Source organism: Micromonospora costi, assembly GCF_003626655.1.
In the GTDB taxonomy this organism is placed as follows: domain Bacteria; phylum Actinomycetota; class Actinomycetes; order Mycobacteriales; family Micromonosporaceae; genus Micromonospora; species Micromonospora costi.
In genome coordinates this window covers 685,942-710,833 of sequence record NZ_RBAN01000004.1, presented here as the reverse complement: position 1 = coordinate 710,833, position 24,892 = coordinate 685,942, and the positions used below count along the sequence as shown (strand labels likewise).

The window sequence follows — 24,892 nt, the reverse complement described above, 5'->3', positions numbered from 1 at the left end:
TCCTCGCACGCCCGATCCCCGGGTTCACCGCCTCGCGTTAGATGGTGCGGCCAGCCTGGCGGAGCATCGCGTCGGTTTCGGGGTCGGGCAGGAGTTCCCGCACCTCCTGCGCGCAGCGGCAACTGGCGGCGATCTTGCCAGCCCACTCCAGCGCCTCCTCGCGTGAGGGCACGTCGACGACCACGAACCCGCCGATGACCTCCTTGGTCTCCGGGTACGGGCCGTCGGTGACCGTCCCGTCCGTGGCCACGACGCTCGCCTGCTGGCGTTCGAGCCCGGCCCCGAACACCCACACGCCGGCGTTCACGGCCTCCTGGACCACCGCGTGCGTGACCTTGCTCACGTCGGCCAACTCCTCCCGGGGAATGTGGTCCATCCCGCCGTCATTGAACGAGATCAAGTACCGCGTCATCCCACGACTCCCTTTCACCCGGCGGCCTCCTCCGGCCGCCTGTCACCGGTTCTACGAACGACTCGCCGCGGATCCGACGCTATGCCAAGAAATTTCTCCGCGGGATCTCCGCCGTCCGGCGCCCGCGGGCGTCATGTCGCGCCGCGTTAGCGCAGAGAGCGGCCGCGTGAGGCACGTACGATCCATGCCATCGCCGCGAGATGAGCCTGCGGGAGCAGCCGATGATCACCGACGACACGCTCGCCCGCATCAACCAGGGCGTACAGCTGCATCACCATCAGGGCCAGCGCGAGGCCGCTCGCGACCTGTTCGCGCAGATCTGGGACGAGATCGGCGGCGAGCGGGGTGATCCCTTGCACGTCTGCGTCCTCGCGCACTCGATGGCCGACGTGCAGGACGACGTCCGCCAGGAGTTGGTCTGGGACCAGCGAGCGCTGGCGGCGGCCGACCTGCTCACCGACGAGCGGGTCGCGCAGGCAGGGGTGCCGATGTCGGTGGCCGGTCTGTATCCGTCGTTGCATCTCAATCTGGGGGAGTGTTACCGCAAGCTCGGCGACCTCGGCCGTGCCCGCGACTGCCTCCAACGCGCGCAGGCGGGGATGGGCGCGCTCGGCGACGACGAGTACGCGCAGCTCATCAGGAGCGGCCTCGACCGGCTGGCGCAGCAGCTGGCCTCCGAGCCGGCGCGTGCTGCCGACGAGACCATCCGGTAGCCGGGCGCGGCGACGTACGCCGATCCAGGGGTGTTCGGGCTGTGGTGGCAGGGAGGCATCCCTGCCACCACATGCACGCATGCTGTCGGGTGTGGTCAGAGGGTCTTGACCTGGCCACCATCGATGGTGAACTCGGCACCGCTGGTGTTGGCCGAGCGGGCGGAGGCGAGGAACAGCACCAGGTCGGCGACCTCGCGGGCCTCGCTGATCCGGCCGGTGCTGATCGCCATGCTCTGCGGCACGACCGTGTCGAGCGCCTGCTCGGCGGTGACACCCGCGCTGGCGGCGACGGCGTGCGCGAAGCCGTCCGGCCCGGTCCAGAACGGGGTTCGCACCGGGCCGGGCGCGACGGCGTTGACCCGTACGCCGCGGGGTGCGAACTCCTCCGACAGCGTCTTGGTCAGGTTGGCCACGGCCGCCTTGGCCGCGGAGTAGTCGACCACCATCGGGAACGGCAGCCGGGCATTGATGCTGCTGATGTTGACGATCGTCCCGCCGTTGTGCAGGAGGGCGGGCAGGGCTGCCCTGCTGGTGCGCACGGCGCCGAAGAACGTCACGTCGAACACTCGCCTCCACTCGGCGTCGTCGACGTCGAGGAACCCTGACCGGGCGCTGCCGGCGCCTGCGTTGTTGACCAGCACGTCCAGACGCCCGTACGTGGACAGCGCGACGTCCACGAGCCGCCGCGGGGTATCCGCGTCGGTGATGTCGGCCAGCACCACGGTGGCACCACGTGCTGCCAGGGCGTCGAGCTCGGGCGTGCTCGTGCGGCTGCTCGCCACCACGTACGCACCCTCGTCGAGCAACGCCGCCACGGTGGCCAGGCCGATGCCCTTGCTCGCGCCGGTGACGACGGCGACCTTGCCCTGCAGTTCGAGATCCACTACAACTCCCCAGTTGTCGACTGATCGGTTCCTAATTCGGGCAGCAAAAAGTCAGTCGAGCGCCCGCAGGGCGACTCCCACGGCGTTGTCGAGGAACGGCCGATCCGCCCGTGCCTTGGCCATCACCCGCAGACCCTGCAGGAACGTGGTCAGAAACTGGGCCAACTCCCGCGGGTTCTTGTCCGCCGCGATCTCCCCGCGGACCCGGGCGCGCTCCAGCGCCCCGGCCAGAGCCGACTCGACCTGACCCATCGTGCGCGAGACCTGCTGCACCGTGTCCGGGTGCGCCGAGCGCTCGGTGGCCGCGTTGACCAGCAGGCACCCCCGCTCCGGATCGGCCAGGTCGGCCTCCACCAACCCGAGGAGCACCGCCCGGATCGCCGGACGCACCTGCTCCGCCCGGTCCAACACCTCGACGAGCCCTGCCGCGTGGCGCTGGCAGTAACGCTGAAGTGCCAGCGCGTAGAGCTGCTCCTTGGATCCGAACGCCTTGTACAGGCTGCCCCGGGCGATGCCGAGGCCCTCCACGAGGTCCTCGGTCGAGGTCGCCTCGAACCCCTGACGCCAGAACAACTCCATCGCGCGCTCCACTGCCGCGTCGATGTCGAACGTCCTTGGCCTGCCCATGCGACAACCGTAGAGGTAAGGAACCAATCAGTCCACAACTGTGGGGGGCGTCATGCGGACGCGGTCAACGGGACGGCGAGGGCACCTCAGCCCCGGGCATGAGCGTGCCCGACGCGATCAGCCGCACCCGCTACGCGACCGTGACCACGTACCGCCGGGACGGACGCCCGGTCCCCACCCCGGTGGGGCTCGTCGCCGACGGCGGGGAGGTGTTCGTGCTGACCCAGCGGGACAGCGGGAAGGTCAAGCGGATCCGCAACAACGCCTCCGTGCAGGTGACACCGTGCGACATGAGCGGCCGGGTCGCCCCGGGCGCGCCGACCGTCGCGGGCCGGGCGCGTTTGCTGGACGCGTCCGGGACGGCCCGCGTACGCCGGCTCATGGCACGCCGGTACCCCATCGCCCGGCTGGTGTTCTGGTTCGACCTGCTTCTCGGACGACGCGACCGCAGGATCGGCATCGCCATCACCCTCTGAATGAGTGCTCAACGCTGGGGCACGTTCGGCTGACGGACGATCAGGACTTCCGGCGGCCGAAGAAGGGGATCAGCGCGGCGGCGACCGCAACGTGCATCAGCGCCAGGATGGCCTTGGCTGGACCGGTCGCCTCGACGGCGAGCAGCGGCAGGAACGACGCCAGTAGCACGAGGACGGCAAGCCCGGTCCAGATGGTCGCTGCCCTGCGGGTCAGCCGGTCGAGCAGCGCTCGCGCGCCCCAGCCGAGCAGAGAGACGACGAGCGTGACGGTGACGGTGAACGGCAGGCTGATGGCACTTGGTGCCTGGCCGTTACGAGGGTCGACGCGTAGCTCGACGCCCAGGACCTGGGCGATCGTCCACAGTAGTGCCGTGGCCAGGACGGTGCCACCGACCGTGAGGGCACCGGCGCGCAGCGGCGTGGTCGGGGAGACGGACGTGCTGGACATCTGGGGCTCCTTCACGGTACGAGGATGATCTTGCCGCGGGTGTGGCCGGACTCCGCGTCGCGGTGCACCGAGGCCAGGTCGGCGAGCGGACGCGATGCCGTGATGTCGACCCGGACGGCACCGGCGTCGACGAGCCTCACCAGCGCGGCGAGGTGACTCTGGTCGTTGCGGGCCACGAAGTGCACCGCGGTGACCGGGGAGCCGGCAGGTGGTGTCACCGGGCCGGTGGCGGACACGACTACGCCACCCGGCCGAACCAACTCGACCAGGGTGGTGGCCTGCCGCGCGTCGACCGCGACGAGGTTGAGGATCGCGTCGACCGGTTCGTCCAGGGCGTCGGCGAAGGGTGTGGTCGTGTAGTCGATGATCTGGTCGGCGCCGAACTGGCGGACCGCCTCGGTGCTGCGCCGGCTGGCCGTGGCGACGACGTGTGCGCCGGCGTGCCTGGCGAGTTGGACGGCGAACCCGCCGACACCACCGCCCGCTCCGTTGACGAGGACCCGCTGCCCGGACGTGATGCGTGCGTGCTCGAACACCGCCTGCCAGGCGGTGAGGCCGGCGATGGGGATGGCGGCGGCATGGGCGAGGGGAATGGCGGTGGGCGCCGCGACGAGCGTGTCGGCGGCCGCGGTGACGTACTCCGCCGCCGTGCCGGCGCCGCGGCCGATGACCCGGTCACCGACGGCCAGGCCGCGCACGCCGTCGCCGACCTCCACGACCGTGCCGGAGACGTCCCCACCGAGCGTGCACGGGAGGTCCAGCGGAAGGAGAGCGCGCAGCAGCCCGCGGCGCAGCCCCAGGTCGGACGGGTTGAACGAGGTCGCGGCGACCCGGACCAACACCTCGCCCCGTGCGGGTGCCGGGCGGGGAACGTCATCCTGGTGGATGACGGACGCGTCGCCGTACCGGTGGATACGCATGGCCTTCACAGAGCGAACCTATGCAGCGCGCCAGAGACGAGCCATGCTTCAGCATCCCGGCTTTATATTCGATCGTCTCTGCCGCGATACCGTAGCCACGTGGACGTACTCAGCGACGCGATCACGCTGATGCGCACCGGGCAACCCCGCTCGGCGCGGCTGGCGTGGCACGCACCGTGGGCGCAACAGTTCGCGTCCGTGCCGGGAGCCGCCGGTTTCCAGATCATCCTGCAGGGACCGTGCTGGCTAATCCCGCCGGGCGCCGACCCCGTGCCCCTGGCCGCCGGTGACGTGGTGTTCCGGCCCCATGGGCGCGGGCACACGCTGAGCGACAACCCGGCGACTCCGCCGGCGGCCACGCAGGTGTGCGACCCGAACGACCCGCGGGCGCTTCAGCGGTACGCCACCGAAACCGTCGGCACGCCGGCCGGTGCTGGTGCCCCAGCCACCGTGACGCTGTGCGGCGCGTACGAACTCGATCCCACCCGGGTCCATCCGCTGCTGCACGACCTACCCGAACTCATCCACCTCCCCGCCCACCTCGGCAGGCACCCCGAACTGCGCGCCACCGTGGACCTGCTCGCCGCCGAACTGGAACGACCCCGCCTCGGCATGGACGCCGTCGTCCCCGCGCTTCTCGACACATTGCTGATCCATATCCTGCGCACCTGGCTCGACCAGCAGCCCACACCACCGACCACCACCGGCTGGGCGGCGGCGCTCAACGACCCGATCACCATCAGCGCACTGCAGGCGATACACCGCGACCCGGCGCGGCCGTGGACCGTCGCGACGCTCGCCGCCGAGGCCGGCCTGTCCCGGGCACCGTTCGCCCGCCGCTTCACCACCCTGCTCGGCCAACCACCATTGACCTACCTGACGTGGTGGCGGATGACCACCGCCGCACGGCTTCTCCAGGAATCCGACGCACCCCTGAGCGCCATCGCAGCCAAGGTCGGCTACGCGTCCGAGTTCGCCTTCGCCAACGCGTTCAAACGCCAGTACGGCACCGCGCCCGGCAGATACCGCGCGTCGAGTAGCCCCGACACCCGGCATCCGGTCTCGGCACCGAGGCCGCCCGGCATGAAGGAAGTACGGCTCACGCCACCCGACCTGTAGGCGGACGACGCGTCCACCAGCACCGTGGGCGTTCGTGGTCACCGCGGTAGGCAGCATCCCTGGCGACGGTCGGTCATCCAGGCTGGGTGAATCGCAGGTGCCGTCGGCTGGCCAGTTCCTCCGCGCTGACGACGGTGAGCACCGGGGTTCCCGGCGGGGCGAACATGGTCACGACGAGCTGCGACTGCGCGTCCGGGAGGTTGCTGGCGCCCTGGTAGTGGATGACGTCGCCGCCGGGCTCGAACAGGGCATCACCCGCCCTGAGCACCCGGGGCGGCTGCCCTTCCAATTCGAAGAGGATCTCGCCCTGGGTCACGTAGCCGAAGAGCGGTCCGGGGTGCCGGTGCGGCGGCGCGCCGGGGTCGCCGGGAGGCAGGGTGACCCGGACGGTCCTGGCTTCGGCGCCAGCCGGGATCTTGGCCGTCGCCTCCGGCAGGGTCGTGATCACCTCGACGCCTGGGGGCAGGTGTGTGTGGTCGCCGCTCATGTGTTCCTCCAAACAGGGGCTGTCGACAGGAACGACAGGAGGGCCTGCCGGTTTGTGACAGCCCTCCGCGCCGCGAACCGGTAGCGCTGTGACCAGGACGGCCGGTCGAGGGGGTTCACCGTCGGCCCCGACCGGGCGTTTTCGTCGAGCGATGACGTCCCAGAGCAGGGGAGCCGTGGGACCATCACCGCATGAGGCGGACCTTGGCCGACACGGTCGGCCGGCGCTACGAGGACTACTTCCGCGACCGCACCCCCGTGCCGTTCGAGATCGTCGTCGGCAACGGCGCGACCCACCGCTTCGGGGTCACCGAGACCGTGCCGCCCCGGTTCAGTCTGGTCGTCCGCGATGGCGTCGGTCACCGGGCGCTGCGCTCCCTCGACCAGCTCCAGGTCGCCATGGCGTACCTCGGCGGGCACCTCGACGTCGAGGGTGACCTTGCCGCCGCGCTGACCATGCGTCGGTTCTTCTCCGACGTGCATCCGGTCGCCTTCCTCGGCCGGTGGCTGCCGGCTGTGGTGCACGGCCGGTACGGCCACGATCAGCGGTCGATCTCCCGGCACTACGACGAGGAGTCCGACTTCTTCCTGACCTTCCTCGACACCCGGCACCGCTGCTACACGCAGGGTGTCTTCGCGCGGGACGACGAGGCGCTGGAGGACGCCGTGACCCGCAAACTCGATCTGGCGCTGGACGCCATCGGTGTCGGTCCCGGAGACCGGGTGCTGGAGGTCGGCGGCGGGTGGGGAGCGTTCGCCGAGCACGCGGCGCGGCGCGGCGTCGTGGTCACCACCGTCACGCTGGCGGCCGAGTCCGAGCGCTTCCTCACCGACCTCTTCGCCCGGGAGAAGCTACCGGTCACCGTGGTGAGGGACCACATCCTGCGGTACCGGGCCGCCGAGCCGTTCGACGCGATCGTGAACATGGGCGTCACCGAGCACCTGCCCGACTACCGGGCCACCCTCCAGGCGTACGCCCGGCTGCTGCGTCCCGGCGGCCGCATCTACCTCGACGCCCTCGCCATGCGTCGCAAACAGCATCTGTCCACGTTCTTCAAGCAGCACATCTACCCGGGAAACTCGGCCCCGCTGGTGCTGCACTCCTACCTGCGGCACGTGGCGCGATCGCCGTTCGAGCTGCTCAGCGTGGACGACGACCGGCACAACTACTTCCTGACCTGCCGGGCCTGGGCACAGCGGCTGGACGCGCGGCGGGAGGACATCATCGCGCGCTGGGGGGAACCGCTCTACCGCCGGTTCCGGATCTTCCTCTGGGGATCGGCCGCCGGCTTCGACACGGGCCTCGTCCAGGCGTACCGGTGGGTCCTCCGCCGCGGCCCGGTCCGCCCGACCGGAACGGTCGCGGCAGGCCCTCGGTAGCCGCCACGGTGACGGGAACGGGTGGTCCCGGCGAGCCGCTGCCCACGGTGGAGATCGCGCGCCGGCTCACCGTGTCGCAACACCTTCGAGTCCTCCACGCGACAGGCCTGGTCACCCGTGCCCGCGACGGCCGGCACGTGCTGTACCGCCGCAGCCCTCGCGGCGACCAGTTGGCGGGGCATCCGGCGGGGCGGTGAGCCGGCGTACGGGTAGAGAGGCCACCGGCCGCGACGCTATCGTCGGGGGGTGCCGTCGCGGCGGGTGGTCAGCGCGGAGCGCGTCGTGCAGGGCGGATGCGCCTACTTCCTCCGGCACGCCACCGTCGACATGGACGCGCTCGCCGGCAGTCTCGCGGTCAGTCGGGCCACGCTCTACCGGGTCGTGCACAGCCGCGACCGGCTGCTCGGCGACGTGCTCTGGCGCCTCGCGGATCGGCTGCTCACCCAGGCTCGGGTCGACACCGTCGCCACCGGCGTCGACGGGGTGCTGGAGACCACCCGCCGGTTCGCGGTCGCCGTTCGGCAGGCCCACCCGTTCCGGGCCTTCCTGCGCGCCGAGCCGGTGACGGCCGCGCGGGTGCTGTTCACCCCGGCCGGCGGCGTGCACGTCCGGGTCGTCGAGGCGCAGAAGGCCATCCTCGCCGCCGCGGCCGCCGATCCCGCCTGGTCGCCCGCTGACCTCGACGGCGCCGCCTTCCTGTACGTGCGGATCGTCGAGTCGATGTTGTACGCGGAGCTGATCAGGGGGCGGCGGGCCGACCCGGTCACCGCAGAACGTGCCGCCCGCGCCGTGCTCGAAGCCTGCTGAACGGCCGCTGCGACAGCCGTCTCAGGTTGCCGCCACACGATTCCCACCCCATCGACGGCCGCTTATGGTACGGCCAGGAAGCCCGTCGTGAAGGAGTCTCCGGCATGACACGTCCACGGCGCGTTGCCGCCCTCGCTGCCGGCCTGGTCACCAGCATGGTCGCCACGCTTCTCGCCGCGACACCCGCGCACGCCTCGGCGACCGGTGACCGCGAGCCGATCGCCCGCGCCGCGGTCCACGGCCCGATCCCGGGAACGGTGCCGGGCGACCCGCGCGCCGAGCGGCTGGCCGACACGTACCCCTTCTTCTCGACGCCGGCGAACCTGGCGGCCAAGGGCTACGTCGAGGAGGAGTTCTACCTCTCCGGCCGGGCCGACGGCTGGGACACCTCCGGCAACCGGGTCGCCACCGATGTGCCGTACGAGACGCGGCTCGTCGTGCGCCGGCCGGCCGAACCGCGCCGGTTCAGCGGCGTCGCGCTGGTCGAGTGGCAGAACGTCACGGCCGGGTACGACCTCGACGCGCTGTGGAACACCGAGTCGATCACCCGCTCCGGCGACGCCTGGATCGGTGTCTCCGCCCAACGGGTCGGCGTCGACCAGCTGCGCGGCTGGAGCCCGACCCGGTACGGCCGGCTCGACGTCACCGGCGGGGGACGGTATGTCACCGACGAACTGTCGTACGACATCTTCGCCCAGGCCGGGAAGTCCATCGCCGACCCGCGGGGTGTGTCGCCGCTGGGCCGGCTGCGCGCCCGTACCGTGCTGGCCATCGGCGCGTCGCAGTCGGCCAGCCGGATGACCGTCTACTACGACAAGGTCCTGCCGCAGGTGCGGCCGGTGTTCGAGGGATACAGCTTCGTCGTGGGCTCCGCGCCGACCCGGGTCGGCGACGAACCGGTGTTCCAGGTGCTGTCCGAGACCGACGTGCGGACGCCCGTCCGACCCGCCGATACCGATCGGTTCCGCCGGTGGGAGGTGGCCGGTGCGGCGCACAGCGGCCACAACGGCCAGGTCTACCGGGCGCCGATGCAGGAGCGCGACCTGGGCGCCGCACCGGTGTACACCTGCGCCCGGCCACCGTTCAGCCGGGTGCCGATGCACCACGTCACCGCCGCCGCGTACGCCCACCTCGTCCGCTGGGTCGAACGCGGAACCCCGCCGCCGACCGCGCCGCCGCTGGTGTTCAACCCGGACGGCACGAAGGCCCGGGACGCTCACGGCCTGGCCCGTGGCGGGATCCGGCTGTCGCAGGTCGCCGTCCCCACCGCGCTGAACACCGGCGACAACGCCGGCGAGTCCTTCTGCGTGCTGTTCGGCACCTACCAGCCGTTCGACGAGGCCACCCTCGACGATCTCTACCCGACTCGCGCCGGCTACGTCGCCCGCGTGGTGGCGACCGATGTCCACAACATCGCCGCCGGCTACCTTCAGCCGGCCGACGCCGCCGAGAACCTCCGCGAGGCAATCCGCTTCCGGCCGGCGTGAGCAACTGACCCGGCCGTGCGCCCGCGCTCACGGCATGATCGCACTCGATCCTGGAAGTAGTGGCCTGCCGGGCAGCGGGAGGCCACTACTTCCGTGTTCGAGCGCGATCTTGCGACGGACGCGGGCCGGTCATGCGTCCCGCAGCGTGAGCACGTACGTCGCCGTGAGCGCAACGGCACGGTCCTCGTCCTCGGACAGGTCGGCGAGGGCACGTGAGGCCGTGTTCCCGGGGATGTCGGCGAGCGCCTGCGTCAGCCGCTGGCGTGCGGACGACCCGGTGGCGCCGTGGCCGAGGCGGTCAACGAGCCGGGTAGCGATCTGATCCGCCACCGTGGGGTCACCCGCCAGCGCGCTCAGCGCATCGGCGGCATCGGCGTCGTTCGCCTCCTCGACGATCATGTCGATGAGCGTCGGGACCGCGTCGGCCACGCCACGGGCCCCGAGCGCCAGCGCCGCGTACCGGCGGACCGTGAGGTCGGGGTGCCGGAGGGCGTCCCGCAGCAGGGCGGTCGCGTCACCGTCCGGGATCTCGGCGACGGCCTGGACGGCACGTTTCCGCACCTCGGCCACGGGCGAGCCGAGGCCCTCCGCCAGCAGCGCCAACGCGTCGGCGCCCGACTGCGCCAGCGCCCACCGAAGCGCTCCGGCGACGTTCGGGTCCGTCTCGCTCAGCGCCGCCTCGACCAGTGCCTCGACGGGCACCGGCGCCTCCCTGACCGAGGACAGGGCCGCACGCTGGCGCTTCCCGGCGCTCTCCGATCCCAACGCCTGCAGGAGCGCGACGATCTGGAGGACGTCCTCCCAGTCGGCCGGTTCCGCGGCGCCGATGCGACGGAGCCGGGTGAGCAGCTCCGTCTCCCGTGCGATGCGCTCCCGTGTCTGGCGGATGAGGTCGTCGACGAGGTCTGCGGGCGTGAAGCCGGGATCGTCCAGGGCGCGCCCGACGTCCCGCAGCGACAGCCCCAACGACCGCAGGCTCTCGATATGGAAGATCCGCCGGATGTCCTCGCCGGAGTACTCGCGGTAGCCGGCCCCGGTACGACCCGTCGGCCGCACCAGGCCGAGCGAGTCGTAATGCCGGAGCATGCGGGCGCTGACCCCGGACCGGCGTGCCACGTCACCGATCAACACTGCCCGTCACCCCTCCTGCCCGGCCGTGCCCAGGGCCACGATCCGCTTCGCCTCCTCGATGGCGAACTCGAATCCGGCGTCCGGGTTGCGCAGCAGCTGTTCCGTGGCGATCGCGTGCCGGCGCACGCGCGGGTCGAGGTCCGTCGTCGCGGCGTGCAGGGTCGGCATGATCACCTCACCGAGCGCGACCAGCGCCCGGCTGAGGCTCAACTGCGTCTCACGCCCGCCGCGCCCGAGCTGCGTCGACAACACCCGGACCAACGTGGGTTCGTCACCATCGGGTACGAGGGCGACCGCCGCCCGCCACGCGCTCCGCGCGACCTCGTCGTCGGCGTCGGTCAGAAGCGCCGGCGTGATCGCCGGCCACGCTCGCCGATCCCCGATCTTGGACAGCGTGTGCAACGCCTGGCTGCGTGCCTGCGTACGCTCCGAGCCCAGTTCGTCGACGAGCTTCGGCACCGTCAGAGCTGGCGGGTGGCGGGTGAGCGCCCAGGTCAGCATCTCTCGCACGGAGAACTCGGGTTCGATCGCGCACCGCTCGACGAGCGCGTCGATGAACCGCGGGTCAGGGGCCGTGCCGACCGCCAGCGCCGCCCGAAGCCGCACCGACGGGTTGCTGTTCTCCAGCCCCCGCAGCGCTCGCACCGTCTCCGTGTCGTCCTTCGGCATGGTCATCGGACACCTCCGCGACCCAGTGAAGACCTTGTCACAGTGTGAAGGTCAAGCGACGCCGGATATCGTCCCCGAATGCCCGATGCGATCTTCGCCCACCCGCTCCTGGCCCGGGTCTACGACGCCTTCGACGGAGGCCGCGACGACCTGGACGCGTACCTCGCGATCGCCGGCGAGTTGCCCACGGAACTCGTGCTCGACGTCGGGTGCGGGACAGGGTCCCTGGCGATCCTGCTCGCCGGACGCGGCTACCGTGTCGTGGGCGTCGACCCGGCCGAAGCGTCACTCCAGGTCGCAAAGGTGAAGGACCAGGCGGAGAGGGTCCGGTGGATCCACGGCGACGCCACGGCGCTGCCGGCCCTCGACGCCGACCTGGCGACGATGACCGGGAACGTGGCCCAGGTCTTCCTCACCGACGACGACTGGGCGCAGACCCTCCGGGGCATCGGCGCCGCCCTTCGCCCGAACGGCCGCCTCGTCTTCGAAACCCGACGACCCGAACGTCGCGCCTGGCTGGAGTGGGCCGCGGACGTCGACCCGGTCACGCGTGACGTCCCGGGCCTCGGACCGGTGGAACGGCGCCTCGAGGTCACCGACGTCAGCCTGCCGTTCGTCTCCTTCCGGTACACGTACCGGTTCCTGACCGACGGTGTGGTCGTCACGTCGGACTCGACCCTCCGGTTCCGCGGCCGCGACGAGGTCGAATCGAGCCTGGCCGCCAACGGGTACCGGGTCCTCGGCGTGCGGGAGGCACCCGACCGCCCGGGCCGGGAGTTCGTGTTCGTCGCCGAGCGTTCGGACGCAAGCAGGTGACGAGCGGGAACATCTCCGGCGCGGGCGTACGCCCGAGTGTCCGGCAGCGCACCGATCGCGACCTCGGTGACTGCGTGCGGATGCTGGCGGAGGTCCACGAGCGCGACGGTTATCCGGTGAACTGGCCCGCTGCCCCGGACGCATGGCTCACGCCGCCATCACTCATCGCCTCCTGGGTGGCAGAGCTGGATGGCCGCGTAGCCGGCCATGTCGGCCTGTCCCGGAGCGAGGCGGGAGACGCGGCACCCGGGCTCTGGGCGGTTCGTGCCGGCGTGAGTGTCGACACGACCGCCGTGGTCAACCGACTGTTCGTCGCTCCGTCGGCCCGCGGGCACGGGATTGGTGCGCTGCTGGTGGCGCAGGCGGTCAGGGAAGCACAGGATCGGGCCTTGCATCCGGTGCTCGACGTGGTGGCTTCCGACACCGCGGCGGTGGCGCTGTACGAGCGACTCGGCTGGCAGATGCTGGCCACCGTCGAACAGCAGTGGAGCCCGGAGCAGACGATCGCCGTCCGGTGTTACGCGGCGGCCACCCGCCGGTAGTACGCACTACACCTGCCGCGCGGGCGTCTCCTGCTGTCGGCGCACGATCTCGTTGATCCAGATGGGCGCGAACGGGGACGTGCATCCTGGCGACGTCGGGTAGTCCTTGAGCACCTCCAGACGCTCGCCGATGTCGATGGCGCGAGCGCGGTGCTCGGCATGCGTGATCCCGATCTGCGCCAGGCAGTGGTTCATCGCCCACTGCAGGCGGTCCGGGGCGTCCTTCATCTCCGCGTCGATGACGTCGAGCAGGCCCGCGAGGTCGAGGCCGGCTGGCTTCTTCGCCACGCGTTCGGTGGTGAGCGCCCAGCCGGCGCTCGCGACCACCGGATCCGGGTCGGCGGACCAGGCCAGGCGCAGCTCCTCGGCGTGTGGGTTCTTCTTCACCACGTAGTTCACGAGCCAGTCGTGCACCTTGGGCGCGCGCGCCTCGCGCAGCATCGCGTCCAGCTCGTCACGCTCGAACGCCTTCGGGCGGCAGATCAGGATCGCCAGCAGTCTCGCCGCGGTCTCACCGGTCTCCCAGAGTTGGCGCGCGAGTTCCTGCTGCGTCTTCAGCCGCTTCGCGAGCGCGCGCAAACTGCCGAGGTTCACGCCGTGATCGTCACCGTGCCTCTCGTTCACCGCACGCGCCTTCGGATCGTCGAGGTCGGCCAGCTCGGCCATCACCTCGGCCACCGTCGCCTTAGTCGGGGTGGTCTGGGTCACATCAGCCTCCTGTCCGCTGACCTGCACACCCAGCCTACGAGGGAAAGGTCCCGCCATCGGGAGACCAACGCACCGTGATCAAGATCGTCGCCGGCGACATGCCGTTCCGGGCTGACGTGGTGACCGCGCTGCCGACCGGTCGCGGACGCCTACGGGTCGACCATTCCCGTGAGCAGGTGCGTCCGAGACGATGAAGCGGGAGTGTGTGCTCGTTCCTGCGCGAACGCCAGCCACTACGGACGAGGACTGGCGCAGGATGCGCCAGCGTCGGTGATGTCCAGTCGGTCCGCCGTCGGCCTGCCTGTCGTACGCACGGGATCGCGGACCAGCGGGGCCCGCGGTCGATCATCATGCCCTGGGCAGAGGGCAAGGCCCTAGCCTTCCCAGGGAGGGCCTGTAACGCCCCGGTTCGGGGGCCGACACCATCAGCGAGCCTCCCGAGCCGTTCGCCCAATGAACGAAAGGACGGCGTCGTCATGACCGTGCTCCCGGCGACACCCCCGTCGCACCCGCCCGCCGCCCCGGGCGCCAGCAAGCTCTTGTCTTTCGCCCTGGTCTTCATGGCTGCGCTGCTGGTGGCGAGCTGGACGGGGTTCATCGTCTGGGCCAGCACCCACCAGCTGGCCGACGCCGTCCTCCGGTCAGGCGTGGCCTTCGCCGGCACCGTCGGCCTCTGCCTCGCGATCTGGGCGGCGTACCGCGACCGGTGACGACGGGACGGCCTCGCACTGCCCCAGGCCTTCCCGGTCCGCGAACGGCGGGAGCGCGGCAAGGAACGGCGATGCCAGCCTCCCGGCCGTAGAGACGCTCGATCCAGGGCCGACCGGAGACGTGGTGCAAGCCCGTATCCGCTGCTACCTGTGGGGCTGGGACTCGCGCAGCCATGTGCCGAACGCGGTGACCGCGTCGATGATGTGGCTGTAGCGCAGGGAGTAGAACAGGTCGAAGGTGTGTTGGGCGCCGGGCAGTTCGGCGTAGACGACGGGTCGGCTGCTGGCCTGGCGGAGCCGGGTGACGAATTCGCGGGTGTCCTCGACGAGGGTCGAGCTGTCCTTGTCGCCGTGCAGGACCAGGAACGGCGGCGCGTCGCGTAGCCGGTCGAGCGGGGACGAGCCGGGGCCGGTGACCCGGCCGTAGTACCCGTAGAAGCCGACCACCGCGGCGACGGAGGTGTCGGCGGACTCGAAGCCGGGCTGGAAGGTCGGGTCGTTCGGGGTCAGCGCGATCATCGAGGCCAGGTGGGCGCCCGCGGAGCTGCCGGACACGATGATCATGCGTGGGTCGCCGCCGTGGTCGGTGGCGTGGGATCGGGTCCAGGCGATGACGCGTTTCGCGTCGACATGGGCGTCGGGGTAGTGGTGGGCGGGGGCGAGCCGGTAGTTGGCGCTGACACATACCCAGCCCCGGCCGGCGAGGTGGTGCAGCAGGGCGCGACCCTCCCTGCGTTTGTGGCCGATGCGGAACCCGCCGCCGTGGAAGTAGACCAGGACGGGTCCGCCGGTGGGGCGGTCCCGGCGGTGGTAGACGTCGAGCAGGTTGCGTCGCCCGGCGTCGCCGTAGGCGATGTTCCCCACGCGGAGGACGTCGCGGCGTGCGACGGCGAACGGGGCCAGCAGGATGTGTGCCCACGGCCGACGCGTCGATGGCAGTGCGATGCCGGCGTCGTCGGCGAGGGCCCGGTGCAGCAACGGCGCCGGTGGCGAGGGCCCGCCGGATGAGGACGGCGAGACCGGCCGCGGTGAGGACTGCGACGGCGAACGCGATGTGGCCGCCGGGTGAGTCGAGGTCGCCCTGCACGAACGCGAGGACGCTGTCGGCGGCCAGCGCGTAGAGGGCGAGGAACGGCAGCTCGTTGATCAGGAAGGTGACCCAGAATCCCCAGTAGCTGGGGGTCGTCTGGGCCGGCCGTGGGCCGATCACGGCGATGGCCGTGCAGAACGCCAGGAGTGCGACGGAGAAGACGTATCCGAACGGCATCGGTGCCGGCCTCTTACCGGCAGGTCCGCCGGGCGGGCAGCCCGAGGATCAGCGCCGCGCCGACGGTCACGTGCATGCCCACGAGCACCAGCCGGCTGCTGGTGCCCACGCCGCTGCCCAGCGGGCCGGCCAGCGACAGCAGCAGCACGATCAACGCGATTATCCGGAACGCCCGCGCGGGACGGCGGACGGTGCGCTCCAGCAGCGCGAGCAGACCCCAGGCCGCCAGACCGGCGAGCAACGCGGCCACCACCACCGTGGCCGGCCCGATGTGCTGCGTGGCGTCACCCTGCCGGACGGCGAGGTCGATACCGGCCCACGGGTCGTTGACGGCCCACAGCAGGAGAGCGCCGGCCGCTCCGGCCGCGACGGTGATCGCACGACCGGTACGCCGCGCGGTGGTCCAGGTCGGTGCGGTGTGTCGCATCTCGTTCGTCATGCCACTGAGCGTCGCGGTCGGGGCCGGGTGGGCGCATCGGACCGCGCGCCCCACCGACGCCCTCCTAGGAGATCCCGACCACCTACTTTGGAAGGGGTGCCTCCGAGCGTGCCGTGGGCAGGGGGCGGACCGTACCGGCGAGCAGCGTGGCCAGACCGAGGAGCACGGCGACGACGGTCAGGGCGCGGAGCACGGTGAGGTGGTCGCCGAGGAAACCGATGACGGGCGGGCCGCTGAGGAAGGCGCAGTAGCCGATCGAGGCGATGACGCTGACCCGGCCGGCGGCCCGGCGCGGGTCGTCGCCGCCGGCGCTCATCCCCACGGGGAACCCGAGGGACGCGCCGAGACCCCAGAGCATGGTTCCGGCGAAGGCGTGGACGGGGGAGGGCCCGAACACGAACAGCGCCACCCCGGCGATGCCGATCACGGCCAGGACGCGGACGACCCGGGTGCGGCCGTGGCGGTCCAGCAGCGCGGGGCCGAACCAGCGGCCGATGGTCATGGCGGAGAGGAACGCCGCGAAGGTGAGCGTGCCGAGCGCGGCCGAGACGTGATGTCCGTCGATCGCGGCGACGCTGATCCAGTCGTTGCCGACGCCTTCGGCGAACGAGAACGCCAGCACGAACACGCCGATGAGCAGGGTGCGGGGCTCCCGCCAGGCGGCCAGCGCGCCACCGCGCGGCGGCTCGACCGCCGGGTCCGGCTCCGCGTCGTCGTGGTCGGCGACGAACCGCCGCGCCTGCCACACCACGCCGGCCACGACCAGCACGGCGACGCCGGTCAGGTGTACGGGGACCGGCACGTGCAGAGCCACCATGGCCGCGCCCAGCAGGGCGCCGGCGACGGTGCCGAGGCTGAACCCCGCGTGGAAGCGGGACATGATCGACCGGCCGAGGTGCCGTTCCACGACGGTGCCCTGCACGTTCATGCCGACATCCCACGCGCCGTTGGCGAAACCGAGCACGAACAGCCCGATCACCACCGGCACGACTCCGGTGAGCGAGCCCAGTGCCGCGGCGGTCAGGCCGACGCCGAGCAGGACCGCCATCACCATGACGGTGCGCGACGATCCGATGCGGGCGACCACCGGCCCGGACAACGGCAGAGCCAGCATTGAGCCGGCGGCGATGGCCAGGAGCACCAGGCCGAGCGCGGAGGCGTCGAGGTCGAGGCGGTCGCGGACCTGTGGGATTCGGGACGCCCAGCTGGCGAACGCGAAGCCTGAGCCGATGAACGCCGCGTAGGTGGCGGTGGTGGCGGCCCGGACCCTCGCCGGCGTGACGGGTGGGGCGATTGTCGAGGTCATGGTGTCCTTCAAGCCGAAAGGAGGAGGGGACCCGGACGCCTGCCGGCCCACTATGAACACGCCTCCGAACATAACAGGCAGCCTCGGTGTTCGAAACGTTGTCTTGGTCTCGGTCGTGGTGTTCAATGGCACCCATGACCATCGGCGAGCGCCACCGGCGGATCCTGGACGCGGTCCAGCAGGCCGGCCAACTCGGCGTCACCCAGCTGGCAGAGCTGACCGGCACCTCCGAGATGACCGTGCGCCGCGACCTGGAGCAGCTGGCCGACCAGGGGATGCTCGAGCGTTACCGGGGCGGCGCACGCAGCCTGACCCTGCGCGGCGAGGAACCGCCCTTCGCGCTGCGGACCCGGGAGGGGCAGGACGCCAAGCGCCGCATCGCCGAGGCGGTCGCCGACCTGATCACCGACGGCGAGGCCGTCGTCCTCGACAGCGGCACCACCTGCCTGGAGGTCGCCCGCCTGCTCACCACGCGCCGGCTTACCGTCATGCCGCTGTCGATGCACGCGGCCAACGCCCTGACCGGCGCCCCCCAGCTACGGCTCCTGCTGCCCGGCGGTGAGCCCCGCCCCGGCGAACTGGCCCTGACCGGGCCGCTCGCCGAGGCGTCGCTGGCCGCGCTGCGGTTCGACACCGCCATCCTCGGCTGCTGCGGGCTGACGGCTGCCGGGCTGACCGCCTACGACCTCGCCGACGCGGCGATCAAACGGGCGATCATCGCCGCCGCCCGCCGCGTCATCGTGGTCGCCGACCCCGCCAAGTTCTCCCGCACCGCCCTGGCGTTCGTGGCGCCCGTCTCCGCGCTCAGCATGGTCGTCACCACCGACGACGCGGCCGACGAGGACACGGCCGCGCTCACCGCGGCCGGCACCGTCGTCCACACGGTGTGACGTCAGGGCGTCCCTCCACTGTGGCATCATGGCGGCTCACGCGATCTTCGCGCCGAGACACCTGGGGGATTCCGTATGCGTGGACTGACGCGCCGACTGGCCATCTCGATGCTCGCCGCCACCGTCGCGGCGCTCACGCTCGCCTCGCCGGCCCAGGCCGCGACGAACCCGTTCACCGCGGCGCAGGCCTGCAACAACGACTTCGGTGGCGCGTGGGCGTACGCCAGCGACGGCCACCGGTCGATCACCGCTCCGGACGGCACCAGGGTGGGCGACGTCTACCTGATGTACAACAGCGCCACCGCGTACAACTGCGTGGTCACCCTCAAGCGGGTGGCTGTCGGCTCGACGACGGGGGTGTCCGCCGGGGTCCGGGTGGAGGGTGGTTCCTGGGCCTACGACTCCGGCAATTACAAGTACTACGCCGCGATCCAGCGCTCCGCCCGGGACAAGTGCGTCATGTACGACGGCGAGGTCCTGTACGCCACCAGCTGGCAGGGCGCCGGCCGGTACAGCTGGGGCAACTGCGGCTGACTCGCCCGTGGCCCGGTCCGAGCGGGCCTGAGCCCCGCCTTCCTGCCGGTCCCGCGCCCTCCCGGGGCGCGGGACCGGGCCGTACCGGCCGAGCTACCCCGCTGCCCATGAACTCCGGCGCAGCCTTCCAGCCCCTGCGCCCAGGACCGCCGGCCGGCCGGGGGCTCCGCCGGTGGCCTAGAATTCGGCGCGACGGCAGGTCTGATCGGGGCGGACGGTGGACGACGACGCGCTCGCCGCATCGCTGGCGGCACACCTGGGCCGGCTCACGTTCGTGGACCGGTCGGCGGCCGAGGCCACGGCGCTGCTCGTCGACGCCGTCGCCGGCTGGGGCGAGGCCCAGGGCTTCCGGGTCTACCGGCGCGCCGCGAGTGTCGTCCCGCTGCCCGCCCCCTACCAGGACCGGCACTCGGTCGTGGACGTCGCCTGCGCGCGTACCGGAGGTCGTCCCGTCGTGATCGAGGTGGACCGCACCGACCGTCGCCGTACGGTCGAGAAGCTACTCGCCGAGTGCGACGCCGGCCGGGTCGCGCTCTGGGTGCGCTGGGGTCCGGGCCCCTTCACCGCGCCGCCCCCGCCGATCCGCCTCGTCGCCTGCGAGGTGGCGGTGCGCCACCACCGGCACTCGCGGCTGCCGGCCCGCCCCGCGCCGCAGCACTCCGCGCCGGCCGGCGCCGCGGCCGAGCCGGTCGAGCTGCCACTTCCCGACTGAGCCGGCGTCCCCGGTCGGTCACCGGTTTCGCCGCGCGGGCTTCGGGGCACCTCCGGTCGCGTCAGCCTGGCGACCCGTCCGGCGGACGGGCGCCGGGAACGCTCCGCACCGACGAGCCGGAGGCAGGCGATGCCAGCAGGATCGAGCCTCAAGAGGGAACGGCAGTACGAGCACATCAAGGCGAGCGCGAAGAAAGGCGGCGAGTCGACCGGCCGAGCCGAGGAGATCGCCGCGCGTACCGTCAACAAGGCGCGGGCGCGCTCCGGCGAGGCCCGCACCGCGAGCCGCTCCTCGGTCAAGGACGTGTCGTTCGGGCACCGGGGCGGTAAGCGCTCGCACAGCGGCGCCCAGGGGCGGACCAAGGAGCAGCTGTACCACGAGGCGAAGAAGCGGGGCATCAGGGGCCGCTCGTCGATGTCCAAGGCGGAGCTGGAGAAGGCCCTGGCCCGCTAGCCGCGGAAGTCCTGGCTGACGCGGGTGGCACCCCGGGGTCCCGCGCAGCCGTTCGGCCAATTCGGCGCGGCAGCGCAGACCTGCCGGGACCATGGGCGGGTGGAACGGAAGGGGTCGGCGCCGGCCGAGGGCATCCTGCGCGGCGGTGAGGACGCCCGGCAGGCAAGCTTCCTCGAGCTGTTCTTCGACCTGGTGCTGGTCTTCGCCCTGGTCGGCGTCGTCAGCCGGATGGTGCCCGACCTCCTCTCCGGCAGCGTGCGGCACTGGATGTCGCTGCTGTACCCCGTCGTCATGGCCCTGCCGCTGCTCTGGTTGTGGACGACCACCACCCACATCACCAGCCGGTTCGACTGCCGGAACCGGTGGATTCAGCTGCTGGTCCTGGTCAGCGCGTTCGGCCTGCTGATCATGTCGACGTCGCTGCCGTACGAGTTCGAGGCGCGCGGCGCCGCCTTCGCCGTCGTGTACGTGGTGCTGCACGTCGGACGCCCCCTGCTGCTGCGGCCGCTGCTGCGCGAACACGCGGCGATACGCGCGCTCTACACCCGCCTGGCCATCTGGGCCGGCGTCTCCGGGGTGATCTGGCTCGCCGGGGCGGCGGTACGTGGACCGCAGCGGATCGCCCTGTGGTCGGTTGCCATCATCGTCGACCTGGTCGTGGCCCGGTTCAACTGGCCGGTACCCGGCATGCCCCCACCACTGATCAGCGGGTGGGGGATGGCCAGCAGCCGCCACCTCCCCGAGCGCTACCAGCAACTGCTCCTGATAGCGCTCGGCGAGACGGTGGTGTCGATCGGCCTCACCTACGCCCACGGCCCCGCCACGGTCACCACGACGGCGGCCCTGGTGGTCACGTTCCTGTCGTCCGTGCTGATGTGGCGGATCTACTTCTACCGTGCGGGCCAGGTGCTGGCCGACGCCGTGGCGATGTCGTCGAACCGGGCGGCAGCCGGCCGGACGATCGGCGTGGCCCATGTGCTCATGGTGCTCGGCATCGTGGCCACCGCGGCGGGCTCGGAGGTCGTCCTGGCGCATCCCGGCAGACCCTCCGAGCCGGCCTGGCTCGTGGTCGTCCTCGGCGGGCCGGCGGTCTTCCTGCTCGGCCGCGCCCGGCTGGAACGCATCATCTTCGACCGGCTCGCCCTGCGCCGGCTCGTCGGCGTCGCCGCCCTGGTCCTGCTGGCGCTGCCGCTGCTGCTCGGCTCGCCACTGTTCGCCGCCATCGCCGCCGCCGTCGTGCTGCTCGGTGTCGCCGTCGCGGACGCGCGACGCGCCGCCGGCCGCCCACCCGAGGCCCCGACCCCGTCGGTCTAGGTGTGCTGTCCAGGGAGGTTGGTCGAGATTGTGTGACGACACGATCTGATGTCGTAGGTAGGTGAAGGCCTCCGGTTGTGGAGTGGAGGATCTGTGCCCAGACACCGTCGCGCTGCCACCGGCGAAACCACCGGTACAAGGTCTGCCACGGCGGATACCCCGTGGCCACGTCGCGCCACGGTGAGCCCGTCCGGACCCACCACCGGATCCCGGGGACCACACCGGAGTCCTGACCGCGTCAGCCGTTGAAGTCATACATCAGCCAGATCCGGTCGAAGGCGCGCTCGGCCAGATCCGCGTGCTTGATCATGAAGTTGACGACGATCAGCGTCTCGCCGAACGCGTCACCCACCTCCTCCTCGTACAGCCGGACGGTGGCCAGCACGGTGTGGTCCTTTGCGTTGATGATGGGGAAGTCCGCGCCGCCGGTGCTGGTGTCGCCGTAACCGCCGAGAGAATAATCGGAGTGGTTGCCCTCGAGGTCCCACATCACCTCATTGATCGCCTCCTCGACCTCGTCGTCCAAGCGAAGGTCGAACGGCACCTCGTGCTCGGTGTTTGGAAGGTTCCAGTTGGCACGGGCGCGCAGCGGAATCGGATCGAAGACCGGCATCCCGGGGCTCGGGTGCTCGGTTACCGGAGTGCCGGCCGGCACATGAACGACCCGGCAGTTGGTGGGCGTGAGGTGCGGCTCGACGAAGAACAGCAGCGACCCGTCGGCCGGCAGGTCAAGGTCGTGCCCGTGCGAGGGGATCGCGGCGAGGTCGAGCGTCAACACGAGACACTAGCCGGGAGGCCACTGCTCGCCCTCCGGCAACGCCGCGAGACCGCCGAAGCGACCGGCCACAGGCAGGCCGTCGCCGTCCGGATCGAGTTCCGTCTGTGGTCGGGCCAGCCGCGCCCAGCGCTCGATCTCGTCCACCGGCACGCCCATTTCCCGAGCTGCGCCCCGAAACTCCTGTCGCACATCCATGGCCGGGCATGGTGCCTGAAGGGTCCGACAAACAGCAAAAGGCCGGTTCGCGGCAGGCGCCGAGGCGCAGGCCACCAGGCGGAACGGTGGAGGTGAGACCGGTCAAGCTGCCGCCGGGGACGTTGCGCAGCTGGTCGACAAGCGGGAACCGCGCGACAAGTCGACGTACTACAAATCTCGGACTAGCGGGGCCGCGTCCGCCGCCGTCAGGCGGTGCCCTTCCCGGAACGCTTGCCGTCCAGGAAGAGTTCGAGGGCCTCCACGACGAGGCGGTGGTCGTCGAGTTGCGGCAGACCCGAGACGGTGATCGTGCCGATCGGACCGGTGCCCCGCAGGATGATCGGGAAACAGCCGCCGTGCGCCGCGTAGCGGGCCGGGTCCAGGTGGGGTTGCGCCTCGAAGGTGGTGCCGCGGTCGCGGTAGCTCTGGCCCACGAGGTAGGAGCTGTGCCCGAAGCGGCGCACGACGCGGATCTTGCGCTCGATCCAGTCGTCGTTGTCGGGTGAGGTGCCGGGCAGCGCGTAGTGGAAGAGCTGGTGGTCGCCGAGGCGGATGTCGACCGTGACGGCGTGTCCGCGCTGCCGGCCCAGCCCGACCAGGAGCGTGCCCAGCTCCCACGCGTCGTCGTGGTCGAACCGGTCGAACTGGAGGCGTTCTTCCTGCTCCTGAAGCTCTGGCATCACGGCGTACCGCTCCCTTCGTCACAGTGATCTAAACAGAGCAGAAACCGGCCGGGCATCGGGATGTGCTGGCGGCAACAGCGGACCGGGTCACCAGCGGGTGCGGAGGCGCCAGCGGGTGCGATACACGGGTTCTCCGAAATGCGGGATGAAGGCGATCAACGCCATCCCGACGGTCATGACGGCGGCGACCCCGATTCGCGGCAGCCCGTCGATCAGCGGGGCCGCGAGCGACAGGACGACCACGCCGATCGGCAGCCGCCACAGCATCGCCCGGAACACCAGCAGCGCGTACAGGCTGCGACCCGCGAGGAACACCACCGGACCGGCGACCAGGATGGCGAGCGTCCGAGGGCCGGTCTCCTCGGTGGGGTCTCGGGTGACGATGTCACCGCCCGCGGCGACCAGCACCACGCCGGACACCATGATCAGATGCGCCCACGCCGCGACCAGGGCGAACCGGCCGGGACTGAACGCCTTGTCGATGCCGGTGGCGAGGTGGTCGGCGACGTAGACGATGTAGATCCGCCACATCGTCACGGTCATGACGAACAGGAGGACCACTCCGGCCGTTCCCAGCGACACGAACGGAGGATCGCCGTAACGCCGCACGCCGACCAGGAGGATCTCGCCCAGCGTGACGATGAACATCTGCCGGTAGCGTTCGGCCAGGTGCTCGCCCGCCACCCGCAGTTCGTCGCTGCTCGAACGACCCAGTCGGGGCAGCGGATAACCGAAGAAGCCGACCGTGACGTCCGTGACGACTGCCACGGCCCAGACCACCAGCTGGATCGAGCTGGGCAGGAACGCGCCGGTCAGCCACAACACCCCGGTCAGGCAGAACCAGATGAGCACCCGCATCGGCCGTACCCGCAGCGCGTGACCGCGGAGGGCGCTGATGAGAATGAGCCCGCGAAACAGGTGCAGTCCGACGTACGCCCCGGCGAACGCGATCCCGTTGGGCCCCTCGAAGGCGCTGCTGATCGCGAGCGACATCAGCAGCCCGCCGAACAGCACGACCAGCACGATCACCTGGACCAGCGGTAGGCCCGGGTCGTACCAGTCGGTGGTGTACGCCGTGACCGTCCAGACCCACCAGATAGCGCCGAGCAGGACCACGGTTTCCAGCGCGTGATCCCAGTTGACGGCACCGCTCAGCCGGCCCGACAGGCGGGTGAGCGCGACGATGAGACCCAGGTCGAAGAGGAGTTCCAGGTAGGAGATCCGGCGGGGAGTGTCCGGCGCGCGCAGGATCCACCCCGATCGCCCCTGCGCCATCGTCTCCTCTTCCGGACAACCCCGTTCAAACTTCGTATCACGTCCGGGCGGGTCGGGTGGCACCTTTGCCCCGCACAGCAATTCTGCAAGAAAACCTCCACCGACGTGCTGGAGCCTGGCGCCACCAGTCACCAACCGGAGGTACGTCCGAAGATGAAATCCAGGATCCTGCGGGTACTCGCGGCGTTCATGCTTGTCACGGGGCTCGCCGTCACCGCCCCACAGCCCGCCCAGGCGGCCTGCGGCTACGCCTGCGACGGCAAGGACGCGGCGGCCTACGGCTGCGGCAGCACGATCACCGCGTTGGAGAAGCCCATCATCGCGACCACCTACGTGACCGGCAAGATCGAGCTGCGCTACAGCCAGACCTGCCGCACCGTGTGGGCCCGGATCCAGATCTGGAAGGCCGACTACGAGAAGGGAGCGATCTCCTGGGCGAAGGCGCAGGTCATCCGGACCTCCGACAACAAGGTCATGGGATGCACGAACCTGGCCTGGAGCAACGTGACCGGCAGCTACACCTGCTACACCCCGATGCTCAACGACGCCGGCCTGACCTCCTTCGCCAACGCCCAGGTGTACTACTACAACGCCCACCTGTACGCCGAGACCGGCCTCTACTGACGCCGCCGACCCGGACCCCGGCTATCACCTGCTGAGAACCGAGCTTGACCACGGGTCGCACCCTCGTCAATATTCCAGCGTCACTGA

31 protein-coding genes are annotated in these 24,892 nt (G+C 71.1%); 15 read left to right on the top strand and 16 right to left on the bottom strand.

What is annotated here, in order from left to right; translation table 11 throughout:
- Positions 1–37 precede the first annotated feature (37 nt).
- Positions 38–412, bottom strand: a complete 375-nt coding sequence (locus D7193_RS25150) for a YciI family protein (protein ID WP_120782017.1) — start codon at positions 410–412, stop codon at positions 38–40.
- A 221-nt stretch (positions 413–633) separates the two neighbouring features.
- Between D7193_RS25150 and D7193_RS25145 the strand changes: the two genes are divergently transcribed.
- Positions 634–1,125, top strand: a complete 492-nt coding sequence (locus tag D7193_RS25145) for a tetratricopeptide repeat protein (RefSeq protein ID WP_120782214.1) — start codon at positions 634–636, stop codon at positions 1,123–1,125.
- Between the two features lie 95 nt (positions 1,126–1,220).
- On the opposite strand, the gene D7193_RS25140 is transcribed toward D7193_RS25145, so the two are convergent.
- Both D7193_RS25140 and D7193_RS25135 read right to left on the bottom strand, forming a co-directional pair.
- The gene (locus tag D7193_RS25140) at positions 1,221–2,009 is read right to left on the bottom strand and encodes an SDR family NAD(P)-dependent oxidoreductase (RefSeq protein WP_120782016.1); all 789 of its coding nucleotides are present in this window, start codon (positions 2,007–2,009) and stop codon (positions 1,221–1,223) included.
- A 51-nt stretch (positions 2,010–2,060) separates the two neighbouring features.
- A complete protein-coding gene (locus D7193_RS25135; RefSeq protein WP_120782015.1) occupies positions 2,061–2,636 on the bottom strand; it encodes a TetR/AcrR family transcriptional regulator in 576 nt (191 codons plus the stop codon).
- Positions 2,637–2,734: 98 nt separating this feature from the next.
- Here D7193_RS25135 and D7193_RS25130 point away from each other — a divergent pair, with 98 nt between their 5' ends.
- The gene (locus tag D7193_RS25130) at positions 2,735–3,112 is read left to right on the top strand and encodes a PPOX class F420-dependent oxidoreductase (protein ID WP_120782014.1); all 378 of its coding nucleotides are present in this window, start codon (positions 2,735–2,737) and stop codon (positions 3,110–3,112) included.
- 40 nt (positions 3,113–3,152) lie between these two features.
- Here D7193_RS25130 and D7193_RS25125 read toward each other — a convergent pair whose 3' ends face one another.
- Both D7193_RS25125 and D7193_RS25120 read right to left on the bottom strand, forming a co-directional pair.
- A complete protein-coding gene (locus D7193_RS25125; RefSeq protein WP_120782013.1) occupies positions 3,153–3,560 on the bottom strand; it encodes a DUF6069 family protein in 408 nt (135 codons plus the stop codon).
- A gap of 11 nt (positions 3,561–3,571) precedes the next feature.
- Positions 3,572–4,480, bottom strand: coding sequence for an NADP-dependent oxidoreductase (locus D7193_RS25120; RefSeq protein ID WP_174242742.1), 909 nt, complete (start codon positions 4,478–4,480; stop codon positions 3,572–3,574).
- A 99-nt stretch (positions 4,481–4,579) separates the two neighbouring features.
- Between D7193_RS25120 and D7193_RS25115 the strand changes: the two genes are divergently transcribed.
- Positions 4,580–5,599, top strand: a complete 1,020-nt coding sequence (locus tag D7193_RS25115) for an AraC family transcriptional regulator (protein ID WP_120782011.1) — start codon at positions 4,580–4,582, stop codon at positions 5,597–5,599.
- Positions 5,600–5,672: 73 nt separating this feature from the next.
- Here the strand turns inward: D7193_RS25115 and D7193_RS25110 are convergent, their stop codons facing one another.
- Positions 5,673–6,086, bottom strand: a complete 414-nt coding sequence (locus D7193_RS25110) for a cupin domain-containing protein (protein ID WP_120782010.1) — start codon at positions 6,084–6,086, stop codon at positions 5,673–5,675.
- A 191-nt stretch (positions 6,087–6,277) separates the two neighbouring features.
- Between D7193_RS25110 and D7193_RS25105 the strand changes: the two genes are divergently transcribed.
- The 3 genes from D7193_RS25105 (at position 6,278) to D7193_RS25090 (ending at position 9,759) form a co-directional block, all read left to right on the top strand.
- On the top strand, positions 6,278–7,465 hold the full coding sequence (locus D7193_RS25105) for a class I SAM-dependent methyltransferase (RefSeq protein ID WP_120782009.1): 1,188 nt from the start codon (positions 6,278–6,280) through the stop codon (positions 7,463–7,465).
- Between the two features lie 246 nt (positions 7,466–7,711).
- Positions 7,712–8,272 carry a QsdR family transcriptional regulator gene (locus D7193_RS25095; protein ID WP_120782008.1) on the top strand — a complete coding sequence of 187 codons (561 nt, stop codon included), beginning with the start codon at positions 7,712–7,714 and terminating at the stop codon, positions 8,270–8,272.
- Between the two features lie 104 nt (positions 8,273–8,376).
- The gene (locus tag D7193_RS25090) at positions 8,377–9,759 is read left to right on the top strand and encodes an alpha/beta hydrolase domain-containing protein (RefSeq protein WP_206611970.1); all 1,383 of its coding nucleotides are present in this window, start codon (positions 8,377–8,379) and stop codon (positions 9,757–9,759) included.
- Positions 9,760–9,888: 129 nt separating this feature from the next.
- Here D7193_RS25090 and D7193_RS25085 read toward each other — a convergent pair whose 3' ends face one another.
- Together D7193_RS25085 and D7193_RS25080 are read right to left on the bottom strand one after the other, a co-directional pair.
- Positions 9,889–10,890 carry a HEAT repeat domain-containing protein gene (locus D7193_RS25085; RefSeq protein ID WP_120782007.1) on the bottom strand — a complete coding sequence of 334 codons (1,002 nt, stop codon included), beginning with the start codon at positions 10,888–10,890 and terminating at the stop codon, positions 9,889–9,891.
- A gap of 6 nt (positions 10,891–10,896) precedes the next feature.
- On the bottom strand, positions 10,897–11,559 hold the full coding sequence (locus tag D7193_RS25080; protein WP_241563443.1) for a HEAT repeat domain-containing protein: 663 nt from the start codon (positions 11,557–11,559) through the stop codon (positions 10,897–10,899).
- Positions 11,560–11,637: 78 nt separating this feature from the next.
- Between D7193_RS25080 and D7193_RS25075 the strand changes: the two genes are divergently transcribed.
- Positions 11,638–12,375: a class I SAM-dependent methyltransferase gene (locus D7193_RS25075; protein WP_120782005.1), complete on the top strand. Its 738-nt coding sequence runs from the start codon at positions 11,638–11,640 to the stop codon at positions 12,373–12,375.
- A gap of 80 nt (positions 12,376–12,455) precedes the next feature.
- Positions 12,456–12,917, top strand: a complete 462-nt coding sequence (locus tag D7193_RS25070; protein WP_174242741.1) for a GNAT family N-acetyltransferase — start codon at positions 12,456–12,458, stop codon at positions 12,915–12,917.
- Between the two features lie 6 nt (positions 12,918–12,923).
- On the opposite strand, the gene D7193_RS25065 is transcribed toward D7193_RS25070, so the two are convergent.
- Complete coding sequence (locus D7193_RS25065) at positions 12,924–13,583, bottom strand: DNA alkylation repair protein (RefSeq protein ID WP_206611989.1); 660 nt, start codon at positions 13,581–13,583, stop codon at positions 12,924–12,926.
- 518 nt (positions 13,584–14,101) lie between these two features.
- Here D7193_RS25065 and D7193_RS25060 point away from each other — a divergent pair.
- Complete coding sequence (locus D7193_RS25060) at positions 14,102–14,335, top strand: hypothetical protein (RefSeq protein WP_120782002.1); 234 nt, start codon at positions 14,102–14,104, stop codon at positions 14,333–14,335.
- Between the two features lie 144 nt (positions 14,336–14,479).
- On the opposite strand, the gene D7193_RS25055 is transcribed toward D7193_RS25060, so the two are convergent.
- The 3 genes from D7193_RS25055 to D7193_RS25045 form a co-directional block, all read right to left on the bottom strand.
- On the bottom strand, positions 14,480–15,199 hold the full coding sequence (locus tag D7193_RS25055) for an alpha/beta hydrolase (RefSeq protein WP_158674857.1): 720 nt from the start codon (positions 15,197–15,199) through the stop codon (positions 14,480–14,482).
- A gap of 416 nt (positions 15,200–15,615) precedes the next feature.
- A complete protein-coding gene (locus D7193_RS25050; protein ID WP_120782000.1) occupies positions 15,616–16,041 on the bottom strand; it encodes a DUF6069 family protein in 426 nt (141 codons plus the stop codon).
- Between the two features lie 82 nt (positions 16,042–16,123).
- Positions 16,124–17,347: an MFS transporter gene (locus D7193_RS25045; protein ID WP_174242719.1), complete on the bottom strand. Its 1,224-nt coding sequence runs from the start codon at positions 17,345–17,347 to the stop codon at positions 16,124–16,126.
- 134 nt (positions 17,348–17,481) lie between these two features.
- Between D7193_RS25045 and D7193_RS25040 the strand changes: the two genes are divergently transcribed.
- From D7193_RS25040 to D7193_RS25020, 5 genes are all read left to right on the top strand, one after another.
- Positions 17,482–18,237: a DeoR/GlpR family DNA-binding transcription regulator gene (locus tag D7193_RS25040; protein WP_120781998.1), complete on the top strand. Its 756-nt coding sequence runs from the start codon at positions 17,482–17,484 to the stop codon at positions 18,235–18,237.
- Between the two features lie 75 nt (positions 18,238–18,312).
- Positions 18,313–18,771, top strand: coding sequence for a hypothetical protein (locus D7193_RS25035; protein WP_120781997.1), 459 nt, complete (start codon positions 18,313–18,315; stop codon positions 18,769–18,771).
- 217 nt (positions 18,772–18,988) lie between these two features.
- Complete coding sequence (locus tag D7193_RS25030) at positions 18,989–19,483, top strand: hypothetical protein (RefSeq protein ID WP_120781996.1); 495 nt, start codon at positions 18,989–18,991, stop codon at positions 19,481–19,483.
- 129 nt (positions 19,484–19,612) lie between these two features.
- Complete coding sequence (locus tag D7193_RS25025) at positions 19,613–19,936, top strand: plasmid stabilization protein (RefSeq protein ID WP_120781994.1); 324 nt, start codon at positions 19,613–19,615, stop codon at positions 19,934–19,936.
- 99 nt (positions 19,937–20,035) lie between these two features.
- Positions 20,036–21,250, top strand: coding sequence for a low temperature requirement protein A (locus D7193_RS25020; protein WP_120781993.1), 1,215 nt, complete (start codon positions 20,036–20,038; stop codon positions 21,248–21,250).
- 238 nt (positions 21,251–21,488) lie between these two features.
- Here D7193_RS25020 and D7193_RS25010 read toward each other — a convergent pair whose 3' ends face one another.
- From D7193_RS25010 to D7193_RS25000, 4 genes are all read right to left on the bottom strand, one after another.
- A complete protein-coding gene (locus D7193_RS25010) occupies positions 21,489–22,025 on the bottom strand; it encodes a DUF1963 domain-containing protein (protein WP_158674856.1) in 537 nt (178 codons plus the stop codon).
- Between the two features lie 9 nt (positions 22,026–22,034).
- Entirely contained in the window at positions 22,035–22,223 is a 189-nt protein-coding gene (locus tag D7193_RS33295; protein WP_147434446.1) for a hypothetical protein, read from the bottom strand.
- A 206-nt stretch (positions 22,224–22,429) separates the two neighbouring features.
- Complete coding sequence (locus tag D7193_RS25005) at positions 22,430–22,903, bottom strand: heme-degrading domain-containing protein (protein WP_120781989.1); 474 nt, start codon at positions 22,901–22,903, stop codon at positions 22,430–22,432.
- A gap of 90 nt (positions 22,904–22,993) precedes the next feature.
- The gene (locus D7193_RS25000; protein ID WP_120781988.1) at positions 22,994–24,181 is read right to left on the bottom strand and encodes a low temperature requirement protein A; all 1,188 of its coding nucleotides are present in this window, start codon (positions 24,179–24,181) and stop codon (positions 22,994–22,996) included.
- Between the two features lie 153 nt (positions 24,182–24,334).
- On the opposite strand from D7193_RS25000, the gene D7193_RS24995 reads away from it, so the two are divergent.
- Positions 24,335–24,805: a DUF2690 domain-containing protein gene (locus D7193_RS24995; RefSeq protein WP_120781986.1), complete on the top strand. Its 471-nt coding sequence runs from the start codon at positions 24,335–24,337 to the stop codon at positions 24,803–24,805.
- Positions 24,806–24,892 lie beyond the last annotated feature (87 nt).

Excerpts from the sequence above, each read along its gene's own strand:
- D7193_RS25150 (WP_120782017.1), bottom strand. The coding sequence starts at position 412 with ATGACGCGGTACTTGATCTCGTTCAATGACGGCGGGATGGACCACATT.
- D7193_RS25145 (WP_120782214.1), top strand. The coding sequence starts at position 634 with ATGATCACCGACGACACGCTCGCCCGCATCAACCAGGGCGTACAGCTG.
- D7193_RS25135 (WP_120782015.1), bottom strand. The coding sequence starts at position 2,636 with ATGGGCAGGCCAAGGACGTTCGACATCGACGCGGCAGTGGAGCGCGCG.
- D7193_RS25130 (WP_120782014.1), top strand. The coding sequence starts at position 2,735 with ATGAGCGTGCCCGACGCGATCAGCCGCACCCGCTACGCGACCGTGACC.
- D7193_RS25125 (WP_120782013.1), bottom strand. The coding sequence starts at position 3,560 with ATGTCCAGCACGTCCGTCTCCCCGACCACGCCGCTGCGCGCCGGTGCC.
- D7193_RS25120 (WP_174242742.1), bottom strand. The coding sequence starts at position 4,480 with ATGCGTATCCACCGGTACGGCGACGCGTCCGTCATCCACCAGGATGAC.
- D7193_RS25110 (WP_120782010.1), bottom strand. The coding sequence starts at position 6,086 with ATGAGCGGCGACCACACACACCTGCCCCCAGGCGTCGAGGTGATCACG.
- D7193_RS25105 (WP_120782009.1), top strand. The coding sequence starts at position 6,278 with ATGAGGCGGACCTTGGCCGACACGGTCGGCCGGCGCTACGAGGACTAC.
- D7193_RS25090 (WP_206611970.1), top strand. The coding sequence starts at position 8,377 with ATGACACGTCCACGGCGCGTTGCCGCCCTCGCTGCCGGCCTGGTCACC.
- D7193_RS25080 (WP_241563443.1), bottom strand. The coding sequence starts at position 11,559 with ATGCCGAAGGACGACACGGAGACGGTGCGAGCGCTGCGGGGGCTGGAG.
- D7193_RS25075 (WP_120782005.1), top strand. The coding sequence starts at position 11,638 with ATGCCCGATGCGATCTTCGCCCACCCGCTCCTGGCCCGGGTCTACGAC.
- D7193_RS25070 (WP_174242741.1), top strand. The coding sequence starts at position 12,456 with ATGCTGGCGGAGGTCCACGAGCGCGACGGTTATCCGGTGAACTGGCCC.
- D7193_RS25065 (WP_206611989.1), bottom strand. The coding sequence starts at position 13,583 with ATGGCCGAGCTGGCCGACCTCGACGATCCGAAGGCGCGTGCGGTGAAC.
- D7193_RS25060 (WP_120782002.1), top strand. The coding sequence starts at position 14,102 with ATGACCGTGCTCCCGGCGACACCCCCGTCGCACCCGCCCGCCGCCCCG.
- D7193_RS25050 (WP_120782000.1), bottom strand. The coding sequence starts at position 16,041 with ATGACGAACGAGATGCGACACACCGCACCGACCTGGACCACCGCGCGG.
- D7193_RS25045 (WP_174242719.1), bottom strand. The coding sequence starts at position 17,347 with ATGACCTCGACAATCGCCCCACCCGTCACGCCGGCGAGGGTCCGGGCC.
- D7193_RS25040 (WP_120781998.1), top strand. The coding sequence starts at position 17,482 with ATGACCATCGGCGAGCGCCACCGGCGGATCCTGGACGCGGTCCAGCAG.
- D7193_RS25035 (WP_120781997.1), top strand. The coding sequence starts at position 18,313 with ATGCGTGGACTGACGCGCCGACTGGCCATCTCGATGCTCGCCGCCACC.
- D7193_RS25025 (WP_120781994.1), top strand. The coding sequence starts at position 19,613 with ATGCCAGCAGGATCGAGCCTCAAGAGGGAACGGCAGTACGAGCACATC.
- D7193_RS33295 (WP_147434446.1), bottom strand. The coding sequence starts at position 22,223 with ATGGATGTGCGACAGGAGTTTCGGGGCGCAGCTCGGGAAATGGGCGTG.
- D7193_RS25005 (WP_120781989.1), bottom strand. The coding sequence starts at position 22,903 with ATGCCAGAGCTTCAGGAGCAGGAAGAACGCCTCCAGTTCGACCGGTTC.
- D7193_RS25000 (WP_120781988.1), bottom strand. The coding sequence starts at position 24,181 with ATGGCGCAGGGGCGATCGGGGTGGATCCTGCGCGCGCCGGACACTCCC.
- D7193_RS24995 (WP_120781986.1), top strand. The coding sequence starts at position 24,335 with ATGAAATCCAGGATCCTGCGGGTACTCGCGGCGTTCATGCTTGTCACG.